Annotated in this window: 18 protein-coding genes and 1 pseudogene; 15 read left to right on the forward strand and 4 right to left on the reverse strand. The window is 30.2% G+C overall.

The annotated features are described in order from the left end of the window. Nucleotides 1-127: 127 nt before the first annotated feature. The 15 genes from AJ881_RS04240 (at nt 128) to AJ881_RS04310 (ending at nt 15,702) form a co-directional block, all read left to right on the forward strand. Nucleotides 128-1,147, forward strand: a complete 1,020-nt coding sequence (locus AJ881_RS04240; protein ID WP_070282569.1) for a hypothetical protein — start codon at nt 128-130, stop codon at nt 1,145-1,147. Nucleotides 1,148-1,169: 22 nt separating this feature from the next. Further along, nucleotides 1,170-3,782, forward strand: coding sequence for a valine--tRNA ligase (locus AJ881_RS04245; RefSeq protein ID WP_070282571.1), 2,613 nt, complete (start codon nt 1,170-1,172; stop codon nt 3,780-3,782). 4 nt (nt 3,783-3,786) lie between these two features. Continuing rightward, nucleotides 3,787-4,797 carry a methionine ABC transporter ATP-binding protein gene (locus AJ881_RS04250; protein ID WP_002872109.1) on the forward strand — a complete coding sequence of 337 codons (1,011 nt, stop codon included), beginning with the start codon at nt 3,787-3,789 and terminating at the stop codon, nt 4,795-4,797. Further along, the gene (locus AJ881_RS04255) at nt 4,794-5,705 is read left to right on the forward strand and encodes a methionine ABC transporter permease (RefSeq protein WP_070282573.1); all 912 of its coding nucleotides are present in this window, start codon (nt 4,794-4,796) and stop codon (nt 5,703-5,705) included. The genes AJ881_RS04250 and AJ881_RS04255 overlap by 4 nt, the downstream gene beginning before the upstream one ends. A 191-nt stretch (nt 5,706-5,896) precedes the next feature. Continuing rightward, complete coding sequence (locus AJ881_RS04260) at nt 5,897-6,670, forward strand: MetQ/NlpA family ABC transporter substrate-binding protein (RefSeq protein WP_070282576.1); 774 nt, start codon at nt 5,897-5,899, stop codon at nt 6,668-6,670. Nucleotides 6,671-6,718: 48 nt separating this feature from the next. Beyond that, the gene (locus AJ881_RS04265; protein ID WP_002857015.1) at nt 6,719-7,489 is read left to right on the forward strand and encodes a MetQ/NlpA family ABC transporter substrate-binding protein; all 771 of its coding nucleotides are present in this window, start codon (nt 6,719-6,721) and stop codon (nt 7,487-7,489) included. A gap of 9 nt (nt 7,490-7,498) precedes the next feature. Further along, the gene (locus AJ881_RS04270) at nt 7,499-8,275 is read left to right on the forward strand and encodes a MetQ/NlpA family ABC transporter substrate-binding protein (RefSeq protein WP_052950160.1); all 777 of its coding nucleotides are present in this window, start codon (nt 7,499-7,501) and stop codon (nt 8,273-8,275) included. 83 nt (nt 8,276-8,358) lie between these two features. Then, on the forward strand, nt 8,359-9,021 hold the full coding sequence (flgA, locus tag AJ881_RS04275; RefSeq protein WP_002852578.1) for a flagellar basal body P-ring formation chaperone FlgA: 663 nt from the start codon (nt 8,359-8,361) through the stop codon (nt 9,019-9,021). Continuing rightward, complete coding sequence (locus AJ881_RS04280; RefSeq protein ID WP_070282578.1) at nt 9,018-9,581, forward strand: UbiX family flavin prenyltransferase; 564 nt, start codon at nt 9,018-9,020, stop codon at nt 9,579-9,581. Before flgA ends, AJ881_RS04280 begins: the two co-directional genes overlap by 4 nt. Before the next feature lie 39 nt (nt 9,582-9,620). Then, on the forward strand, nt 9,621-10,097 hold the full coding sequence (gene coaD, locus AJ881_RS04285) for a pantetheine-phosphate adenylyltransferase (protein WP_002852633.1): 477 nt from the start codon (nt 9,621-9,623) through the stop codon (nt 10,095-10,097). Continuing rightward, nucleotides 10,088-10,666 (forward strand): dTMP kinase, encoded by a 579-nt coding sequence (gene tmk, locus AJ881_RS04290; protein WP_004316950.1) that lies wholly within the window; start codon nt 10,088-10,090, stop codon nt 10,664-10,666. Before coaD ends, tmk begins: the two co-directional genes overlap by 10 nt. After that, on the forward strand, nt 10,663-11,889 hold the full coding sequence (gene hisS, locus AJ881_RS04295) for a histidine--tRNA ligase (RefSeq protein WP_070282580.1): 1,227 nt from the start codon (nt 10,663-10,665) through the stop codon (nt 11,887-11,889). Before tmk ends, hisS begins: the two co-directional genes overlap by 4 nt. Further along, nucleotides 11,886-13,721, forward strand: coding sequence for a biosynthetic arginine decarboxylase (gene speA / locus AJ881_RS04300; RefSeq protein WP_074487182.1), 1,836 nt, complete (start codon nt 11,886-11,888; stop codon nt 13,719-13,721). Before hisS ends, speA begins: the two co-directional genes overlap by 4 nt. Further along, nucleotides 13,722-14,360, forward strand: a complete 639-nt coding sequence (gene cysE, locus AJ881_RS04305) for a serine O-acetyltransferase (protein ID WP_070282582.1) — start codon at nt 13,722-13,724, stop codon at nt 14,358-14,360. A 172-nt stretch (nt 14,361-14,532) separates the two neighbouring features. Beyond that, nucleotides 14,533-15,702 carry a pyridoxal phosphate-dependent aminotransferase gene (locus tag AJ881_RS04310; RefSeq protein ID WP_070282584.1) on the forward strand — a complete coding sequence of 390 codons (1,170 nt, stop codon included), beginning with the start codon at nt 14,533-14,535 and terminating at the stop codon, nt 15,700-15,702. 61 nt (nt 15,703-15,763) lie between these two features. On the opposite strand, the gene AJ881_RS04315 is transcribed toward AJ881_RS04310, so the two are convergent. The 4 genes and pseudogenes from AJ881_RS04315 to AJ881_RS04330 form a co-directional block, all read right to left on the reverse strand. Beyond that, nucleotides 15,764-16,105, reverse strand: a complete 342-nt coding sequence (locus tag AJ881_RS04315; RefSeq protein WP_070282586.1) for a cupin domain-containing protein — start codon at nt 16,103-16,105, stop codon at nt 15,764-15,766. 69 nt (nt 16,106-16,174) lie between these two features. Further along, nucleotides 16,175-17,206 carry an MBL fold metallo-hydrolase gene (locus AJ881_RS04320; RefSeq protein ID WP_070282588.1) on the reverse strand — a complete coding sequence of 344 codons (1,032 nt, stop codon included), beginning with the start codon at nt 17,204-17,206 and terminating at the stop codon, nt 16,175-16,177. A 26-nt stretch (nt 17,207-17,232) separates the two neighbouring features. After that, nucleotides 17,233-20,148: pseudogene (locus AJ881_RS04325) on the reverse strand (type I restriction endonuclease subunit R). A gap of 2 nt (nt 20,149-20,150) precedes the next feature. Then, complete coding sequence (locus AJ881_RS04330) at nt 20,151-21,671, reverse strand: ATP-binding protein (RefSeq protein ID WP_070285342.1); 1,521 nt, start codon at nt 21,669-21,671, stop codon at nt 20,151-20,153. Nucleotides 21,672-21,675 lie beyond the last annotated feature (4 nt).

Below are 21,675 nucleotides of genomic sequence, written 5' to 3' on the forward strand. Positions count from 1 at the left end.
ATTTTCCTTATAAAAGTTAAAATTATAAAAAAAAATTACTTAAAAATATAAAAATTTAAAATTACTTTATATTAGATTATAGTACAATGCTAAAATTATTTAACTTTCTGTTTTTAAGGGATAGCAAATGAATTTGAAAATTTTTTCTATTATTGTTGGCATATTAATTGCTATTATTGTGATATTAGGTGGAACCTATTATTATCTTTTTGAATATTCAAAACCAAAGAATTACACCTTAAACACCAACACTTACACCGAGCAAAAATCGTATACTAATAACTACGATAATTCCTATTCGCCCTCGATCCAAACCAACAATAGTTCATCAGATATAAATATTAATAACAATACCATCCAAAAGCAAGAAACAAACCCATTAGATGAAAATCAAAGCTTAAATAACAATACATTTAATACGCCAATAAGCGAAAACAATCAAAGCTTAAATAATGACACCAATACAAATAATAATATTAATACAAATGAAAATAAGCAAATTTTAGATACGGATAAAGAAAAATTAAAACAAGAAAATAAACAAGCCAAAATAGAAGCTCTTAAAAAAGAAATCAGCAAACAACAAAAGATCTTAGAAAGAGAGAGAGCCGTAAAAAAAGAACTTCAATCAAACAAGTCAAACAAAAATAAATATCTAAATACCGCTAGAGAGTATCTAAGCATAGGAAAAAACAGTCGTTTAGAACCTGAACTTAGTACAGAAAATATGAAAGTTTATATTTTAGATGGAAAATTTTTAAGCCAATATAGAATCAATCTGTTAAAAGATATGCTAAGCGTTATACAAGATAATGCAAAAGATTATTATCTAAGTATTTTTGTTAAAATGCTACCAAAAGGGGAAATGAAATTAACTATCTATAACAAAGAAATTATCTTTTCAGATATGAAAAAAGCTTATAAATATATTAGCTTAGATAGATTAAGCCCATATTTAAACAATCCAAAAGAATTAAATGAACATGTAGCACGTGAAGAAATTTTAGAAAGACTTAAACTTCAAATTAAAAAAGATGGCAAAGGAAGTGATTTTTCTAAACATATCAAAAGTTTGAAAACTGGACTTAATACAGCACAATATTTCTTCCCGTTTTGCGAAATTATAGAAATTAGCTCTATTAAATAAGCTAAAACAATAAAGGCAAATAATGTATGATAAAAATTTAGAAAAAGAGTATTATCAAATTTGCGAAGAACGCGGATATTTTGAGATCGATGGCAATAAAACCATACAAGAAAAAGATAAAAATTTCTGCATTATGATGCCTCCTCCTAATGTCACTGGAGTTTTACACATAGGACATGCTTTAACCTTTACTCTACAAGACATTATGACGCGTTACAAAAGAATGGATGGCTATAGGGTTCTTTATCAACCAGGGCTTGATCACGCAGGTATTGCTACTCAAAATGTTGTAGAAAAACAACTCCTTGCTCAAGGCATTAAAAAAGAAGAACTAGGTAGAGAAAAATTTATAGAAAAAGTCTGGGAGTGGAAAGAGCAAAGTGGTGGAAAAATTTTAGACCAAATGAGAACACTAGGCATCACTCCTGCATGGAGTCGCTTGCGTTTTACTATGGATGAAGGTTTGGTTAATGCCGTAAAAAAAGCCTTTGTAGAACTTTATGATAAAAGACTTATTGTACGTGGAAACTATATGATCAATTGGTGTACTCACGATGGCGCTTTAAGTGATATAGAAGTTGAATACAAAGAAAACAAAGGAAAACTTTATCATATTAAATACTTTTTAAAAGATAGCGATGAATTTTTAGTAGTAGCCACAACGCGTCCTGAAACTTTTTTTGGCGATACTGCAGTTATGGTGCATCCTGATGATGAACGCTATACTAAATTTGTGGGCAAAGAAGTGATTTTGCCTATAAGCAAAAAAGCCATTAAAATTATAGCTGATGAACATGTAGAAAAAGAATTTGGAACAGGAGTTGTAAAAGTTACTCCCGCTCATGACATGAATGATTATGAAGTAGGACTTAGACATAATTTAGATTTTATAAGTGTTTTTGATGAAAAAGGAATTTTAAACGAGCATTGTTTAGAGTTTCAAGGTTTAGAACGCTTAGAAGCAAGAGAAAGAATCGTAGCTAAACTTGAAAGTCTTGGTTTTATAGAAAAAATAGAAGAGCATAACAATCAAATAGGATATTGTTATCGTTGCAACAACATAGTTGAACCTTATATCTCCAAACAATGGTTTGTAAAAAAAGAAATCGCCCAAGAAAGTATAGAAAAAGTTGCGCTTGGAGAAAATAAATTTTACCCAAATCATTGGATAAATAGCTTTAATGCTTGGATGAAAGATTTAAGAGATTGGTGTATTTCAAGACAACTTTGGTGGGGACATCAAATTCCTGTGTATTATTGCGAGTGCTCTCATGAATGGGCAAGCCAACATACACCTAAAACTTGTCCAAAATGCCAAAGTCAAAATTTCAAGCAAGATGAAGATGTGCTTGATACTTGGTTTTCTTCAGGGCTTTGGGCTATGAGTACTCTAGGCTGGGGAAATGAAAACTGGGGCAAAGATAAAATTTGGTCTGAAAAGGATTTAAAAGATTTTTATCCCAATTCTTTACTCATTACAGGTTTTGATATTTTATTTTTCTGGGTAGCTAGAATGATGTTTCAAAGCACTAATGCCTTACATCAACTTCCTTTTAAAGATATTTATTTACACGCTCTTGTGAAAGACGAGCAAGGTAGAAAAATGAGCAAAAGCCTTGGAAATGTTATCGACCCAAATGAAAGCATTAAAGAATATAGTGCTGATATTTTACGCTTTACATTAGCGCTTCTTGCTATACAAGGACGCGATATTAAACTTAGTAATGATAAACTTTTACAAGTTAGAAATTTTACAAATAAAATTTATAATGCTACAAATTATCTGCTTTTAAATGAAAGTAAATTTGAAGATTTGGAAAATATCACACTTCATTCAGAATTAGCAAAATATATTTATGCCAAATTTCAAACTTGTGTTAAGGATGTAAGAGAAAATTTAGACAATTATCGCTTTAATGATGCAGCCAATACTCTATATAAATTCTTTTGGGATGATTTTTGCGATTGGGGTATAGAGCTTAGCAAAGCAGAAAAATCAAGCGTTAAAGAACTTGGTAGTATTTTCAAAGAAGCTTTAAAACTTTTAAATCCTTTCATGCCTTTTATCAGCGAGTATTTATACCACAAACTAAGCGATACAGAACTTAGAACAAGCCCTTCTATTATGATAAGCAAATATCCAAAATTTAAAGAACAAGATAAAAATATAGAAAAAATCTTTTCTTTGCTCATAGAAAGCATAGTTGGTATCCGCCGTGCTAAAAGTTTAATCGATCTTGGAAATTCTAAAATAGAAAAAGCTTATATCAAATTTAACGATAAAAAAATCAAAGATGAAATCAAAGCTTATATGAATTTTATCATGATGCTCGCAAAATGCGAGCAAATAGAATTTAGTGAAGAAAAATTACCAAAGGCAATATGTGATGTTAGCGAGAATTTAGAAATTTTTATTACGCTTGAAAATGTTGATTTAAGTGGTATTTTAACAAGACTTGAAAATCAAAAAAATAAGCTTGAAAAAGAAAGTTTCAAGCTTAACTCCATGCTTTCAAATGAAAAATTCACTGCTAACGCACCTAAAGAGGTGGTGGAGCAAAATAAAGAAGCTCTAGAAAATTTAAAAATTCAACTTGAAAAAATATCAGTTGAACTTCAAAATCTAAGAGGTTGAAAATTTGATAAAAATAAAAAATTTGAAAAAATATTATGGCAAAGAACTCGTGATAAACGATGTTTCTTTGGAGATTAAAAAGGGTGAAATTTACGCCATAGTAGGTCATAGTGGAGCTGGAAAATCCACTCTTTTAAGATGTATTAATGGACTTGAGAATTATCAAGAAGGAAGCTTAAAAGTCTTTGATCAAGAAATTAAAGATTTAAGTCAAAAAAAATCAAAAGAGCTGAGAGTGCTTAGAAAAGATATAGGGATGATTTTTCAAAATTTTGCCCTAATGGAGCGCAAAAATGTATTTGAAAATGTTGCTATGCCTTTAAGAACACACTATACTCAGTGTAAATTTCATGCCAAGCTTTTTAATAAAGAATACATGAGCGAAAAAGAAATTGCCCAAAAAGTCAATTCTTTGCTTGAAATCGTAGGACTTGATCATAAAAACAAATCCTACCCAAGAGAACTAAGTGGGGGGCAAAAACAACGCGTTGCTATTGCTAGAGCCTTAGCTTTAAACCCAAAAATTTTACTTAGCGATGAAGCTACTTCGGCTCTTGATCCAAACACTACAAAAAATATTTTAGAGCTTATATCTAAAATCAATACTGAATTTGGGATTACTGTTGTTTTAGTAACTCACGAAATGGATGTGGTAAAAGACATAGCTCAAAAAGCTTTATTGCTTGAACATGGACAAATCATAGGAAGCGGAGCAATTGATGAGCTTTTTTTAAGACCTAATGACAAAATGAAAGAATTTTTAGGAGAAAGTGATTTCTTACCTGAACACGGACTTAATATCAAACTTTACTTTCCAAAAGAAGTTGCCCAAAATAGCGTCATCACTCATATGGCAAGAACTCTAAATATAGACTTTAACATAGTTTGGGGCAAAATAGAAAAACTGAATGGAAAAGCCTTAGGAAATTTAGTTATAAATATAAATGAAAAGGATAAAGACAAGGTTCTTGATTACATAGAAAAAAGTGGAGTATTATGGGAGGTGGCATCATGAATGAAGAAAACATCTCTATCATCAGTGCTTTTTTTAGTAGAATTTCTCAATTTTTTAATGAATTTTCTTGGCAGGATATTAAAGAAGTGAGTTTAAGTTCTATTACAAGTTTCAGTGAAAATTATGAAAACATTTTAAAACCTGCGCTTAATGAAACAATTTATATGAGTTTAATGGCTGTACTATTCGGATTTTTACTGGCTATCATTCCTGGAATTTTACTTGCTATTTGGGATAAAAACGGAATTAAAGAAAATAAAATCGCTTATAGTATTTTAGATTTTATTACCAATATATTACGCGCCTTTCCATTTTTAATTCTTATAGTTGTTCTTTTACCGCTTTCTAAAATCATAGTAGGCACAAGCATAGGCACAAATGCTGCCATAGTTCCTTTAGCTATCGGAATAGCTCCTTATTTGGCAAAGATGCTTGAAAGCGCTTTTAAAGAAATAGACAAAGGAATCGTAGAAGCAGCAAAAAGTTATGGTGCTAGCAATATTCAAATTATATTCAAGGTTATCTTTAGTGAAGCTCTTCCTGCTATAATTAGCGGAATTACCCTAACTTTGATCTTTACCATTGGTTTTTCTGCTCTTGCTGGAACTGTCGGTGGTGGAGGTTTGGGAGATGTCGCTATTCGCTATGGTTATGAAAGATTTAACAAAGAAGTTATGATTCAAACTGTAGTTATTTTACTTATATTAGTTCAGTTAGTTCAAATTCTAGGTAATTTATTTTATACTTGGGCTAAAAATAGTAAAACTACATATATCATTGCCACTCTATTGATTTTACTTGGAGTTAGCATAGTTATCAATATAAACAATGATGAAAATTTCTTTTGGCAAGTAATTGTTTTTATCTTATTTTTAGGAAGTTTGCTTTATAAAGGTTTCAAAAAATAAGGAGATTATATCTCCTTTTAAGATAAATATAAGTTTTTTTAAGTAAAATTTAAACAAAAAATTAAAGGAATTAAAATGATGTATCAGATGCGTTAATCTGACTATCAACAAGTTTTTATATGCTTCTTCCTGATAGTCAGAGTGAATTTATTAAGATTAAAGCAAGCACAAAATGACTAAAAAGGAAAAAAATGAAAATCAAATCTTTATTTATAGCAAGTATTTTAACATTAAGTCTTAATGCAAATGCATTAGAAACCATCACAGTTGCAGCAACCCCTGTCCCTCATGCTGAAATCCTAGAACAAGCAAAACCTGATCTAGAAAAACAAGGCTATAAACTTGAAATCAAAGAATTTACGGATTATGTTTTGCCTAATCTAGCTGTTGATAATGGAGAAGCCGATGCAAATTTTTTCCAACATACTCCTTATTTGGAAGAATTTAATAAAAACAAAGGCACCAAACTTATCAAAGTAGCTGCCATACACATAGAACCTATGGCTGTTTACTCCAAGAAATATAAAAGTCTAGATGATATTAAAGAAGGGGTTAAAATCGCCATTCCAAATGATCCAACCAATGAAAGTAGAGCTTTAGATATTATTGCAAAAAAAGGTTTGGTAAAATTTAAAGACAAGGCTTTAAAAACACCTCTTGATATTATAGACAATCCTAAAAAAATTAAATTTGTAGAATTAAAGCCCGCACAACTTCCAAGAGCTTTAGATGATGTTGATTTTGCTGTAATTAATTCCAACTACGCTCTCTCTGCAAATCTAAATCCTGCAAAAGATAGCGTATTTATCGAAGATAAAGAAAGTCCATATGCAAACATTCTTGTTGTAAGAGTGGAACATGAAAACGATCCAAAAATCAAAGCCTTAATTCAAGCTCTACAAAGTGATAAAATCAAACAATTTATCATAGAAAAATACAACGGATCTGTTTTACCTGCTTTTTAATTTTGTCCCTTACCTAGGGACTTTTTTCTTAAATACAAAGGAGTTTTTATGAATTTATTTAAAATTATTATACTCGCTTGCATTCTAAATTTATCTAGCCTATTTGCACAAAACATTACTATAGGAGCCACTCCAAATCCTTTTGGTAGCTTACTAGAACTAATGAAAGATGATTTTAAAAACAAAGGGTATGAGCTTAAAATAGTAGAATTTTCAGACTATATTTTGCCCAATCGTGCATTAGAGGAAAAAGAACTTGATGCAAATTTATATCAACACAAACCTTTTTTAGAAGAATACAACCTAAAAAAAGGTTCAAATTTAATTGCAACAACGCCTGTACTTATAGCTCCAGTAGGAGTTTATAGTAAAAAAATCAAAAATTTAGAAAATCTTAAAGAAGGTGCTAGAGTTGCTATACCTAATGATGCGACCAATGAAAGCAGAGCTTTAGAGCTTTTAGAGAAAGCAAAATTAATAGAGCTTAACAAAAATACTCTAAAAACCCCATTGGACATAAACAAAAATCCAAAAAAACTTAAATTTATAGAACTTAAAGCCGCACAACTTCCAAGAGCTTTAGATGATGTTGATATTGCTATAATTAATTCTAATTTCGCACTTGGAGCCGGTCTGAATCCAAGTAAAGATACTATTTTTAGGGAAGATAAAAATAGCCCTTATGTAAATTATGTTGTGGTACGCTCAGAAGATAAAAATAGCGAAAAAACCAAAGTAATTGATGAAATTTTAAGAAGCGATAAATTTAAAGCCATCATTAATGAACATTATAAAGATATATTAATCCCAGCTTTTTAGGAGTATAGCATGAATATTAAAAAAATATTTTTAAGTGTTTTATTTACAATTAGCCTTAGTTTTGGAGCAGATAAAACCATAATCATAGGTGCAACACCAACGCCTTATGCTGAAATTTTAAATTTCTCCAAACCCTTATTTCAAGAAAAAGGTTGGAAGTTAATAGTTAAGGAATTTAATGACTATAATATACCTAATATCGCTTTAAATGAGAAAGATTTAGATGCAAATTTATATCAGCATAAACCTTTTTTAGATGATTTTAATACCCACAAAGGAACAAATTTAAGTTCTTTAGGTGCTATTGTTTTAGTTCCTATGGCTATATATTCTAACTCCATAAAAGATATAAAAGACATTCCTAATGGTGCTAAAATCGCTATACCTAATGATGCTACCAATGAAAGCAGAGCCCTTGATTTACTAGCTAAAGCAAATTTAATAGAATTTAAAAGTCAAAACACCCTTAAAACCCCTATTGACATAAGTAAAAATCCAAAAAAACTTAAATTTATAGAGCTTAAAGCCGCGCAACTTCCAAGAGCCCTAAATGATACTGATTTGGCTGTTATTACCACAAACTATGCTCTTGGAGCAGGTTTAAACCCTTTAAAAGATGGTATTTTTATAGAAGATAAAGATAGTTTATATGCTATTGTTTTAGCTACAAGAAAAGGTGAAGAAACAAGTCAAAAAAGTCTTGTTATTAAAGAAATTTTAACAAGCGATAAAATTAAAAATTTTATCATAGAAAAATACAAAGGCTCTGTTATCCCTACTTTTTAACTCTATACAAAGCCTTCTAAAGGCTTTGTTAAACTTATAAAAGCTAAAATACTATTTATTGCATTATAATTCTTAGGATAAAAATGAAAATTATTTTTTTAACTTTTTTTATTGTGATAAATTATATCCAAGCAGCTAGTTTAGAAGAAATCAAAACAGCACTAGCTAAAGAATTTAGAAATAATTTTCCTAAAATTATAATTTCTCAAATTGATTTAAAAATAACATCATTGCCTAAAGATTTTGATCAATATGAATTTCTAAGAATCGCTAATGGGCGTTTTAATCAAGCGCAAGGCTTTTTAAGGGCTGAATTTAAAACTCCGCAAAATATACAAAAAAATGTATTTTTTAGATATTTCATTCAAGCAAATTTAGAAGTTTTAAAAAGCGAACGCGCTATAAAAAGAGGAGATAAACTTGGAGCTTTTGACTATAAAAGCGTATTGATTGATTTTGATAAAGTTCCTTTAAATGCCTTAACCTTAGATGATGTAGATAATCTTGTAGCTAAAAGCAATATTAACAAAAACGCCATTTTAAGAGCAAATATGTTTAAAACCACAGCTTTAATACGCCGAAATGATCCTATAATCGGAGTTTTAAGTGAAGCAAATGTTGATGTTTTAATCGAACTTGTGGCTTTGCAAAGTGCAAATATGGGCGAAAGGATTCGTGCAAAAAACAAAGAAGGTAAAGTTATGCAAGGCATCGTAGTGGGTAAAAATAGGATGATTATACAATGAAGGTTTTATTAGGAATTTCTGGTTCAAGCAGTGTCAATTTAGGCTTAAAATTATTAAAAAATTTAGAAAATCAATGCGAACTTTATTGTATTTTAACTCAAGGTGCAAAACTTAGTTTCAAAGCTGAAAATGAAGCAAATTTAGAAGAAATTTGTCAAGAAAATTTTAAATACACTCATTTTTTAGATGATAAAAATTTAAGTCTAAGTGTAGCAAGTGGATCTTTTGGAATAGAAAAAACTATCATTGTTCCTTGTTCGATTTCAAGTTTAGCAAAAATTCACGCTGGTTTTGCAGACACTCTTTTAATGCGTGCTGCAGCAGTGGCCTTAAAAGAAAGAAAAAAACTCATCTTAGGCGTACGTGAAATGCCTTTTTCTACTTTAAATTTAGAACATATGTTAAAACTTAGCCAAATGGGAGTTATTATCGCACCTCCTATTATCGCAAGTTATTCTAAAGCAAACAATCTAGAACAAATGGAAAATTTTATCGTAGGTAAATGGCTAGATCTTTTAGAAATAAAACACAATTTATATGAAAAATGGCAAAATTTTTAGTTTAAATTTGTTATATTTTTAAAAAAAATTGGAGCAAAAATGACTTGTTTATATCCTGGGACTTTTGATCCTATTACCAACGGGCATTTAGATGTTATAAAACGAGCTTTAAAAATTTTTGATGAAGTCATCGTTGCCATAGCAAAAAGTGAACATAAAAAACCTTGCTATGATTTAGAAAAACGCAAAGAACTAGCCCTGCTTGCAACACAAAATTTAAAAAATGTTAAAATCATTGCTTTTGATAATTTACTTGTAGATTTAGCCAAAGAATTAAAAGTTAATACTATAATCCGTGGACTTAGAGCGGTGAGTGATTTTGAATACGAATTGCAAATTGGCTATGCAAATCACGCACTTTGGGAAGATATGGAAACCATTTATCTTATGCCAAGTCTAAAACATGCTTTTATTTCAAGTTCTATTGTGCGTTCTATAGTAGCACATGGGGGTGATGTAAGTTCTCTTGTTCCAAAAGAAATTCTACCTTTTTTAAAGGATCAATCTTGTATGTAGTTTTTGAAGGTATTGACTGCGTAGGAAAAAGTACGCAAATTTCACTTTTAAAAGAAATTTATAAAGACGCCATTTTCACACTCGAACCTGGCGGAACAGAACTTGGAAAACATTTAAGAGAAATTTTACTTAATAAAACTCATCCTATTAGCAAAAGAGCTGAACTCTTGCTTTTTTTAGCTGATCGTGCTCAACATTTTGAAGAAATCTTAAAAACCAATCAAAACAAACTCATTATTAGCGATAGAAGTTTTATTTCAGGCATGGCTTATGCCAAAGATTTTGAAAACGATTTGCTTTTTGCTTTAAATAGTTTTGCTTTAGAAAATTTTTTTCCACAAAAAATTATCTTTTTAAAAGGAGATGCAAACCTTATCCAAGAACGCCTCAATCAAAAAGAACTAGATAGCATAGAAAAACGTGGCATTGAGTATTTTTTAAGCGTGCAAGATAAACTCGAAAAAGTGCTTCATTTTTTAAAAGAAAAAATTTCTATAGAAATTTTAACACTTAACGCAAAAGAAAATAAAGAAAAATTACACCAACAAATAAAGGAATTTTTACAATGATTAACGCTTTAAAAGGAATGAAAGATTTATTAGATAAAGATGCATATTATTATGAAAAAGTGATTAAAACCTGTGAAGAAGTAGCTAAAAACTATGGCTTTACTTTTATCAACACGCCGCATTTAGAACTTTGCACCCTTTTTAAAAGAAGCGTAGGAGAAAGTTCTGATATAGTAGGTAAAGAAATGTATGAATTTATTGATAAAGGCGAAAATCATGTTTGCATGCGCCCTGAAGGAACTGCTGGGGTGGTGCGTGCCTATATAGAAAAAAAACTCGATAAAAACACTAGTGTAAAAAGATGGTTTTATCATGGCTCTATGTTCCGCTATGAAAGACCCCAAAAGGGACGCTTAAGAGAATTTCATCAATTTGGCGTTGAAAGTTTTGGAAATGCAAGCGTTTATGAAGATGCAAATATTATTTTAATGTTGGTAGAAATTTTTTCACGCTTAGATATTAAATTTAAACTACTGATTAACTCTTTAGGTTGTTTAGAATGTATGCCAAAATATCGTGAAAATTTAATACATTTTTTAGATAGCAAAAAAGGTTTTTGCGAGGATTGTTTGCGTAGAAAAAACTTAAATCCCATTCGTGTTTTAGACTGTAAAAATGAACATTGCCAAAGCTTACTTAACGATGCTCCGCTTTTAAATCAAAATTTATGCTCATTTTGTCAAAAAGACTTTGAAATTTTACAAAGCGTTTTAAGAGAAAATGGAGTGGATTTTGAAGTGGATCCTAAACTTGTTAGAGGGCTTGATTACTACTCTAAAACGGCTTTTGAATTCATTAGCAATGAAATTGGTGCAAAAGCTGCTATTGCTGGGGGCGGAAGATATGATAGACTTATTGAATATCTTGATGGAAAAAGTGGTTTTGGTGTAGGTTTTGCCATGGGCATAGAAAGAATTATAGCTATTTTAGAACAAAAAGAAGAAAAGGTTCAAAGAGAAGGAATTTATCTTTGTGCTATGGATGAAATTTATATCCAAAAACTTTTGCATATCGCTACAAATTTAAGAAAAGAATATAAAGTGTTTTTAAGCTATGAAGCAAGAAAACTAGCTAAACATCTTGAAAACGCAGATAAAAATAATGCTGAAATTTTTCTTTGTATGGGAGAAAATGAAGCACAAAGTGAAAGTTTGTTTTATAAAAATTTAGCAAAAAAAGAAGAAAAAATGATTAAAATTTCAGACTTAAAGAAGGTTTTATAATGGATTATGGTATTGATATTTGGGGAAATGAAAATTTCATTATCAAAAATGGTAAAGTTTGCATCAATCACGAAAAAAAACCTGCCATCATCGATATAGTCAAAGAATTAAGAGATGATGGGTATAAAGGACCCTTGCTTTTGAGATTTCCTCATCTTATTCAAAAACAAATTGAAAATATTTACGGAAATTTCAATAAAGCAAGAAAGGAATTTGGCTATAAAGGAGGATTTAACGCTGTTTATCCTTTAAAGGTAAATCAATACCCTGGTTTTGTAAAAAATCTTGTAAAGCTTGGAAAAGACTATAACTACGGACTTGAAGCAGGTTCTAAGGCAGAGCTTTTACTCGCTATGGCTTATAATAACGAAGGTGCACCTATTACAGTAAATGGTTTTAAAGATAGAGAACTTATCAATATAGGCTTTATCGCAGCTGAAATGGGGCATAATATCACTTTAACCATAGAAGGACTTAATGAACTTGAAGCTATCATAGACATAGCCAAAGAACGCTTTAAACCTAAACCAAATATAGGCTTACGTGTGCGTTTGCATTCTGCTGGAGTTGGAATTTGGGCAAAAAGCGGTGGGATTAATTCTAAATTTGGACTTACATCCACTGAACTCATAGAAGCAGTAAATTTACTCAAAGAAAACAAACTTTTAGAACAATTTACCATGATTCACTTTCATCTAGGCTCACAAATTACCGAAATTCATCCTTTAAAAAAAGCCCTAAATGAAGCAGGAAATATCTATACAGAACTTAGAAAAATGGGGGCTAAAAATCTAAAAGCTATTAATCTTGGTGGTGGTTTGGCTGTAGAATACTCACAATTTAAAAATGAAAAAAGTAGAAATTACACCCTAAGAGAATACGCTAACGATGTAGTTTTTATCCTAAAAAATATAGCTGAACAAAAAAAAGATTTAGAACCTGATATTTTTATAGAAAGTGGACGTTTTGTAGCAGCTAATCACGCTGTTTTAATCGCTCCTGTATTGGAACTTTTTTCTCAAGAATATGCAGAAAACAAACTCATACTTAAAAAACAAAATCCAAAACTTATCGATGAGCTTTATGATCTTTATAAAAGCATAAAACCTTCCAATGCATTAGAATACTTGCACGATAGCATAGATCATTTAGAGAGTATTTTAACTCTTTTTGATTTGGGCTATGTGGATTTACAAGATCGCTCCAATGCTGAAATTTTAACTCATTTGATTACAAAAAAAGCCATCTTGCTTTTAGGCGATAAGCAAAATCCTGCGGATTTACTTGCCATACAAGATGAAGTACAAGAAAGGTATTTGGTAAATTTTTCGCTCTTTCAAAGCATACCTGATTTTTGGGGCTTAGAACAGAATTTCCCCATCATGCCACTTGATCGCTTAGATGAAGAACCGACTCGAAGTGCAAGTATTTGGGATATAACCTGCGATAGTGATGGAGAAATTTCATACTCTAAAGATAAACCTTTATTTTTGCACGATGTAGATGTAGAAAAAGAAAATTATTTTCTAGGGTTTTTCCTTGTAGGCGCCTATCAAGAAGTACTTGGAATGAAACACAATCTTTTTACTCATCCTACTGAAGCTATTATAAGTATCAATGAAAAAGGCTATGAAGTTGAGGGGATTATAGAAGCACAGTCCATACTTGATGCCTTAGAAGATTTAGACTATGATATACACGCTATCATGAATATACTTAATGAACGCATAAGTAATTCTAAGCTTGTCAATGACAAACAAAAAAAACATATTTTAGGGGAACTTTATCTCTTCTTAAATGATAATGGTTATTTAAAAAGTATAGGAGTTTAGATGAATTTTTGGGGTATTATAAAAGAAGATTTTTCTCAACCAAAGGCACAAGATCCAGCTTTTAATTCTTCTATAGAACTTTTTTTTAATTACCCTGGAGTATGGGCTGTGGTAAATTACCGTTTTGCACATTTTTTTTACATAAGAAATTTTAAACGCATTGCCAGAATGATTAGTGGAATTTCGCAATTTCTAACTGGAGTAGATTTACATCCTGGAGCAGAACTTGGAAGACGTATTTTTATAGATCATGCCAATGGGGTGGTTATAGGTCAAACAGCGATCATAGAAGATGATGTTTTAATTTATCAAGGCGTTACTTTAGGTGGAACAAGCCTTGAAAAAGGTGCTAAACGTCATCCAACCATAAAAAAAGGAGTGATTATAGGTTCAGGCGCAAAAATACTTGGCAATATCACCATAGGAGAAAATGCTAAAATAGGTTCAAATGCCGTAGTTGTTAAGGATGTAGGTGCAAATTTAACCGCCGTTGGCATTCCTGCTTATATTATCGAAGAGCGTAAAAATAAAAACATTAGAGCTATAGATGCAAATTGCGATGACAAACTAGAAAAGCTAGAAAAGAAAATTTTAGAACTTGAAAATCTTATATTAAAACGACCTGAATCACAAAAATAATAATTTTTTATAATACATAAAATTATACATATTATTATGCGTATTAATTTTTCCTACAAAATTAATACAAATTTTCACATTTGCTGAAATTTATAACTCATTTTTAAATTAAATTTATTACAAAAATGCAATTTTCTGCTAAAATTAAACAAAAACTATTAAGGATTGAAAAATGCTTACAAAAAGATCTCAAGTTTTAGAAGAATCTATCACTTTAGCTATCACTGCGCTTGCCAATGAACTTAAAGCTAAAGGCGAAGATATTATTAGTTTTTCAGCAGGTGAACCTGATTTTGACACACCACAAACCATCAAAAATGCCGCTATAAGTGCTATTGAAAAAGGATGTGGAAAATACACTGCTGTTGCAGGAATTCCTGAAGTATTAAAAGCTATTCAAACCAAATTTAAAAAAGATAATAATCTTAATTACGAAACAAATGAAATCATCACCAATGTAGGTGCAAAACACTCTCTTTTTGAATGTATAGAATGCTTAGTAGAAAAAGATGATGAAGTGATTATCCCTAGTCCTTACTGGGTAAGCTATCCTGAAATGGTAAAATTTGCAGGTGGAAAACCTGTATTTATAGAAGGCTTAGAAGAAAATGGCTTTAAAATTACCGCTGAACAACTAAAAAAAGCTATCACAGCTAAAACCAAGGTTTTAATGTTAAATTCTCCTTCAAATCCTGTAGGATCGATTTATTCTAAAGAAGAATTAACTCAAATTGCTAAAGTTTTAGAAGGAACTCAAATTACCGTTTTAAGTGATGAAATGTATGAAAAACTTCGCTATGATGGTTTTGATTTTATAGCTTTTGCAAGTGTAAGCGAAGACGCTTTAAAACGCACTGTGACTATTAACGGACTTAGCAAATGTGGAGCTATGCCAGGATGGCGTTTTGGCTATATGGCAAGCAAAAATAAAGCCCTAATTTCAGCCGTTAAAAGACTTCAAGGACAAAGCACTTCAAATATTTGCTCCATTACTCAACATGCAGCCATTCCTGCTTTAAATGGGAAATGTGATAAAGATATAGAAAAAATGCGTCAAGCCTTTGAAAAACGCCGTAACTTAGCTTTAGATATGCTTAAACAAATCCCAAATATCAGTGTTTATAAACCAGAAGGTGCTTTTTATCTTTTTGTAAATATACAAAAAATAGAAAAAGATTCTATGAAATTTTGCCAAAAATTACTTGAACAAGAAAAAGTTGCCGTTGTTCCAGGCATAGGTTTTGGCACGGATGGATACTTTAGACTTTCTTATGCCACAAGCGATGAGCTTATCAAAAAAGGTTTAGAAAGAATAGCAAATTTCATTAAAAACTATAAATAATTCTTAGGTTAAAGCCTAGAATTATTTAGGCAAATTAAAACCTTATAAAATCAAAATAAAATCAAGGCTTTTTAAGCACAGCATTTACCCTTTGAATACTATCTGATTTATTTAAACTCAATCTTATTATAGAATTTTCTAATCCACCTAAAGAATGCGCTACATTTGCCTTTAGGCTTATCATATCTAAAGCATTTAATTCAAATTTTTCCTTTTCCACTTCAAACCAAATTTTACCGCTTAAAACTTGAACATGTATAGCAAAAGGAGCTTTATGCTCTTTCATCACACTATCTTTAGCTAATAAAATTTGAATTTCTTTACCTTTTTCATTGTCAATTAAAACATTGATTTTCACTTCTTTTGAGCTAAATTCCGCCCTATTCCATTGAATGATTTTCACAAAATCTCCTTTTTTAGTTTTATAAAACTATAGCAAAAACCAAAATATAAATTATAAACTTGTGTTAATTTATTCTTCTTTCCACCAAAAATCCTGTTTAAATTTAGCTCCTACTTCATAAGCCTCGCCAATTTTTGGTGTGATAAGGGGTAAATCTAAATTTTCATAAAGAAATTTTACCACCTCATTCCACGCATGAGTTCCTGCTAAAAATCTCCCCCAATGTATAGGCATGACAGCTTTTGCATTAAGATCTTTTGCTTCTTTTAAAATTTGCTCAGGAAAAGAGTGTGAATATGGCCAGGCGATATTAAATTGTCCGCTTTCAAGACAAGCTAAGTCAAAATCTCCAAAATACTCACCTATTTTTTTAAAATGTGTAAAATACCCTCCATCTGCGCTAAAAAACACTCTCTTATCTACACTTAAAAATTCCATCACAAAAGAAGCCCAAAGGGTTTTGTTTTTACCATCTCCCCTACTTGAACTGTGTTGTGCAGGTGTTGCAATGATTTTTAAATCACCAAATTCTATGCCACTCCACCAATCAAGCTCTATGATTTTTTTCTCACTCACCCCATAGCTTTTTAGATAATTTCCCACTTTTAAAGGTGTGATAAAAATTTTAGCCTTATCTTTTAAAGCTTTTATACTCTTAGCATCTAAATGATCAAAATGTGGATGCGTGATAATCACAGCAAAAATTTCATTAAAATCATTTACATTATAAATAGGAGCATTTTTAAAAGCCTTGTTGATAAAAGAAATAGGCGAAGCATGAGTGTTAAAAATAGGATCAATCAAAATTTTATATTCTTTAAAACTTATAAAAAGCGAAGAATGTCCAAGCCAAGTAATATGCGGAGTGCTAAAACCACTCAAATCAGGCTTGAAAAAAGGTAATTTAAAAGAAGGAATGGCATTTTTTGGATAAAGATAATAATACCTCAAAATTTCTTTAAAAGACACTTTAGGAGTTATAAGACTTTGCTCGTTTTCATTAAGAAAAATTTCATATTTTTTACCCTGCACTTTTTTAGCTTTTAATCTTTCATTATTTGAAATATCAAAGGTTTTAAAAAAATCTACACTCACGAACATTTATCCTTTTTTGACAATTTTATACTTTAAAAATCATTACAAACCATATTAAACATGGTATTTGCTATCTTGTCTTTAAATTCTATATTTTGATTAAATTGTTTAAAAAGTTCTAAATTTAACTCCAAGATATCTTGAATTTTATCTTTTAAAAGCGCATCAAACTCGATACGAGAATTTTGTATATCGGATTTGCTAAAAGTTTCACGTATTCTTTCATTTTTTGCTATATCATCTTTTATATCATATAAGATTTTAGCAATTTTATCGCTTTCATTAAAGTCTATATTTGCGTATTTGTTATTAAAATCTTTGATGATGTTTGAAAGTTCTGCTAATTCAGCTTCAACACTTTTGCTCGAACCATCTGCAAAAGAAGGCTTTAGCTCTCCATTTCCTTGTAAAACGATGTCTTGTGTTTTATCAAGTTGTAAGCGATAACTATCAAAATCCACATTATCTAAAATTCCTTTAGCTAAATCCTCTGATTTAAGCAAGATGATCTTACTAGCAAGTTTTTTAAGTAATATATAGAGTTTTTCAAGCTCTATGTCTTCATAAGGCAATATTTGTGCAAGAAAAGAATACTCTTTAAGATAAGTTTTTGCTTTATTATAAAAATCTAATTTTTCATCATCACTTTTTTGATTAAATCTATCTAGCATTATGTCCAATTTTGCATGAATGATATTTTCTTTTTCTTTTCTTAAAATAGCATTTGCAAAATCATCTATTTCTTCTTGGGTATAAATTTCATACTCATTTAGATTTGCCTTTAAATCAAAAATTCTATTATCATCTGTGGCTTCACTTAAATAAGTTTGTTCATAAAATATACTAAAAGATTTTGCTATATCTTCATGAGTATTTACAAAATCTAGCACAAAAGTGTTTTCTTTGTTTTTGCAAGTTCCGGTTTAGTCTTGATAGAGTTTGTACTGCACTTACCCCACTTAATGCTTTATCCATATACATAGTATGTAATAATGGCTCATCAAATCCGGTTTGGTATTTTTCCGCAACGATTAAAAAACGATACTCATCTTTTTTAAACTCATCTTTTAAAACATTTTCCGCAAAACCATTTAAAGCACTTTCGCTATAAATTTCACCTTCTAAATTTACTTCACCTGAAAAAGCTACAATGGCTTTAAAATGTGGATAATTTTTTCTTAAATATTCCCTAAAAACAAGATAATACTTTACAGCATTTTCTCTTGAGCTTGTTACAATCATAGCTTTTGCTTTACCATTTATCTTTTTAAAGCTATTTTGAAAAAAATGCTCACACATGATTTGTGATTTTTGTTCGATTGTTTTGATATTGTTTTGGACATAGGCTTTTAGTTTTGCGCTTGCTCTTTTTTTGTCGTATTTTAGATTATCATTTGTACAAGATATGATTTTATAGTAACTTTTATAGGTTGTATAGCCTTTTAATACATCAAGTATAAAACCTTCTTCTATGGCTTGTTTCATCGAGTAAAGATGAAAAGGGATAAACCTTTGCCCTCCATTAACATCACAAGGCATACCAAACATTTCTAAGGTTTTTGGCTTAGGCGTAGCAGTAAATGCAAAATAAGAAGCATTACTTTGGAGTTTTTTATTTTTTATGATTTCTAAATTTTCATCATCTAAATTTTGACTTTCATCGCCGCTTTTATCCCTTATGGCTTCTGCCATTTTTGAGCATTGCTTCCGCTTTGACTTGAATGAGCTTCATCGATAATGATAGCAAAAGTTTTGCTTTTTAAAGTTTTGATTTCATCTAAAATAAAAGGAAATTTTTGTATAGTTGTGATGATGATTTTCTTACCTTTTTCTAAAGCATTTTTAAGCTGTTTGCTTCCATGAGTGATAGCTTCTACTAAATTTTTTGTCTGCGAAAAGGATTTTACATTTTCTCTTATTTGACTATCAAGCACTTTTCTATCGGTTACTACGATGATAGAATCAAAGATATTTTTTTCAAGTCTATGCAAGCTTACGAGATTATGTGCAAGCCAAGATATAGAATTACTCTTGCCACTTCCTGCACTATGCTGGATCAAGTAGCGTTGCCCTGTGCCGTTTTCTTTTGCATGGGCGAGTAGCTTTTCTACTACATCGAATTGATGGCATCTAGGAAATATGATGATTTCTTCATTTTTCTTTTTTACAACTTGCACAAAATTAAAAAATAAATTTAGCAAAGTATCTTTTTTAAAGATTTTCTCCCACAAATAAGCTGTTTTTATACCATCACTTGGCGGATTACCTGCTCCATTTGCTAGGCCTATTTTGCCACTACCATTATTTAAACCAAGGTTAAAAGGTAAAAATGTAGTCGCATCTTGATCTAATTTCGTACTCATATAGCAAAGATCATGATCTAGCGCAAAATGCACTATCGTATAGTTAAATATAGCTTCTTTTGGGTTTCTATCTTTTTTGTATTGCTCTATAGCGTGAAAGACATTTTGTCCGGTGAAATGGTTTTTAAGCTCTATGGTGATAAGAGGCAAGCCATTTAAAAAGATCACCATATCAAGGGAGTTTTTATTTTGCGTGCTATAGTAAAGCTGGCGTATGATAGAAAGGGTGTTTTGCTCGTATTTTTTCACGCTTTCTTCGTTTGCATTGGTATTTGGCTTGGCAAAGGCTAGGTAAATTTTGATACCTTTGATCTCTACATAGCCTTGCAAGGCTTTAACTATGCCTTTAGTTTTGATCTGTGAGAAAATACGATCAAAAAGTTCTTTTTTATAGTTTTGCCCACAACGCTTTTTAAGCTCTTCTAATGCTACACTTTGTGTAGCTTGCAAGAAATTCTCAAAAATTTCTGTATCGAAACATAAATTTTTATCGTAATTTTCATTTGTTCTTTTGATATAGGCATGGTTTTCTAACAAATAAGACTCTATGAAATCTTCTAAATCTTTTTCTTGGTAGTTAGTCATTGTTAGCTCCCTTTATTAGCTTGAATAAAATCTCGCATATCTTTAATAGATTGCTGCAACTCTTCAAAAGTAAATTTAGGATTATGTGTATTTTCAGGATGGTGTATTTGATCTCTTATATATTTTGTTTTTGCAGGATACTCTTCTTTTTCAGTTTTACTATTTACATATTTTTGCGTCGGCTTATCTTTAAAATATTCTTTTAAAAGTTGTTGCAAATCAATATAACCATACAATTCATTATGATATTCTTCATCTGCTTCATCAAAAGCCAAATAATTGATTTCATTAAGAGAAGGAATAGGAAGTACATGTTTTTGCAATTTTACAATTTCTTTTATATTATTATTGTTTTTAACTAATCTTATATTTTCAAATTGAAGTTGTTTAACAATGCTTGGACTATGAGTTGTAATAATAATTTGAATTCCTTCCTCTTTGGATAATTTTTCTAATGCTTCTATAAGTAATCTTTGATGATATTGGTGTTGTGAAGTTTCAGGTTCTTCTATGGCATAAATAATATTGCTTTTTTCATTATTATTTTTCTTTCTTTCAGCTTCAGCTCTAAAAAAATTCAAAAGTATCATTCTTTTCACCCCACTTCCTCTTTTATTAATAGGAATGTCTTCATCTCCAGCAATAGATACACTTTTAAACACATCAGCCCATTTAAGTTGCTCTATGGTCGGAATTTTAGGATTTAAAGTTTTAGCAATTTCTGGATTCATATCTTTTAATTTTTCAAGAGTTAAATTTGTAACTTCCTGTAGTTTATTTATTACTTCTTCGGCTATAGCTTGAAGTTTATCAGAAATTTTTTCGTCTTTAAAAATTTGAGCTACTGCACTTTTTAAAGGATTTTGTATTTCATTATCTCCATCATTATTTGTTCTATCGCTTTGAAATAAAGCATAATGTGGCAATTTTCTTTCTAATTGCTCCCAAATACTCTTTGCTTCCTCTTTATTAAGCTCTATTTCCACTTCCTGCAATTGAAGATTATCAGAGTAATGTTGCCAAATAGCCTTTCTTAATTCTGCACTTTTTGTTAAATTATCACACATTATATTTTTTTCTTTGGTAATTTTTTTAAGGTCTGTAATTTTTAAAGAATGCAAATTTTTACATTCTTCATTAGTTGGATGATATGCTTTGAGGAAAATTTTAGGTTTTCCTGCATTTGGGTATTTTTTAATAATTTCTAATTTATTGTTTTGATTCAATAAATATTCTTCTTCTAAATTGGTGAGATTTGATGCATCTAAAACTAATTTTTTAGGGTAATTATCAAAAACTACAGATATTTGAATTTCATTATCTCCATTTTTTACACATTCTTTATTTATATCGTTTTTATCTATTTTGATTACACCTCCATCAAAGAAAATATCTAAAGCTTCTAAAATAGTAGATTTTCCTATATCATTTTTTCCGACAAATGCCGTTAAATCTTCAAAATCAACTATAACTTCATTTGCATAGCTTCTAAAATTTTTTATCTTAACTTGAATAATCTTCATTGTT

Origin of the sequence: Campylobacter sp. BCW_6460 (assembly GCF_001762705.1) — a bacterium.
Classification (GTDB): Bacteria; Campylobacterota; Campylobacteria; order Campylobacterales; family Campylobacteraceae; genus Campylobacter_D; species Campylobacter_D jejuni.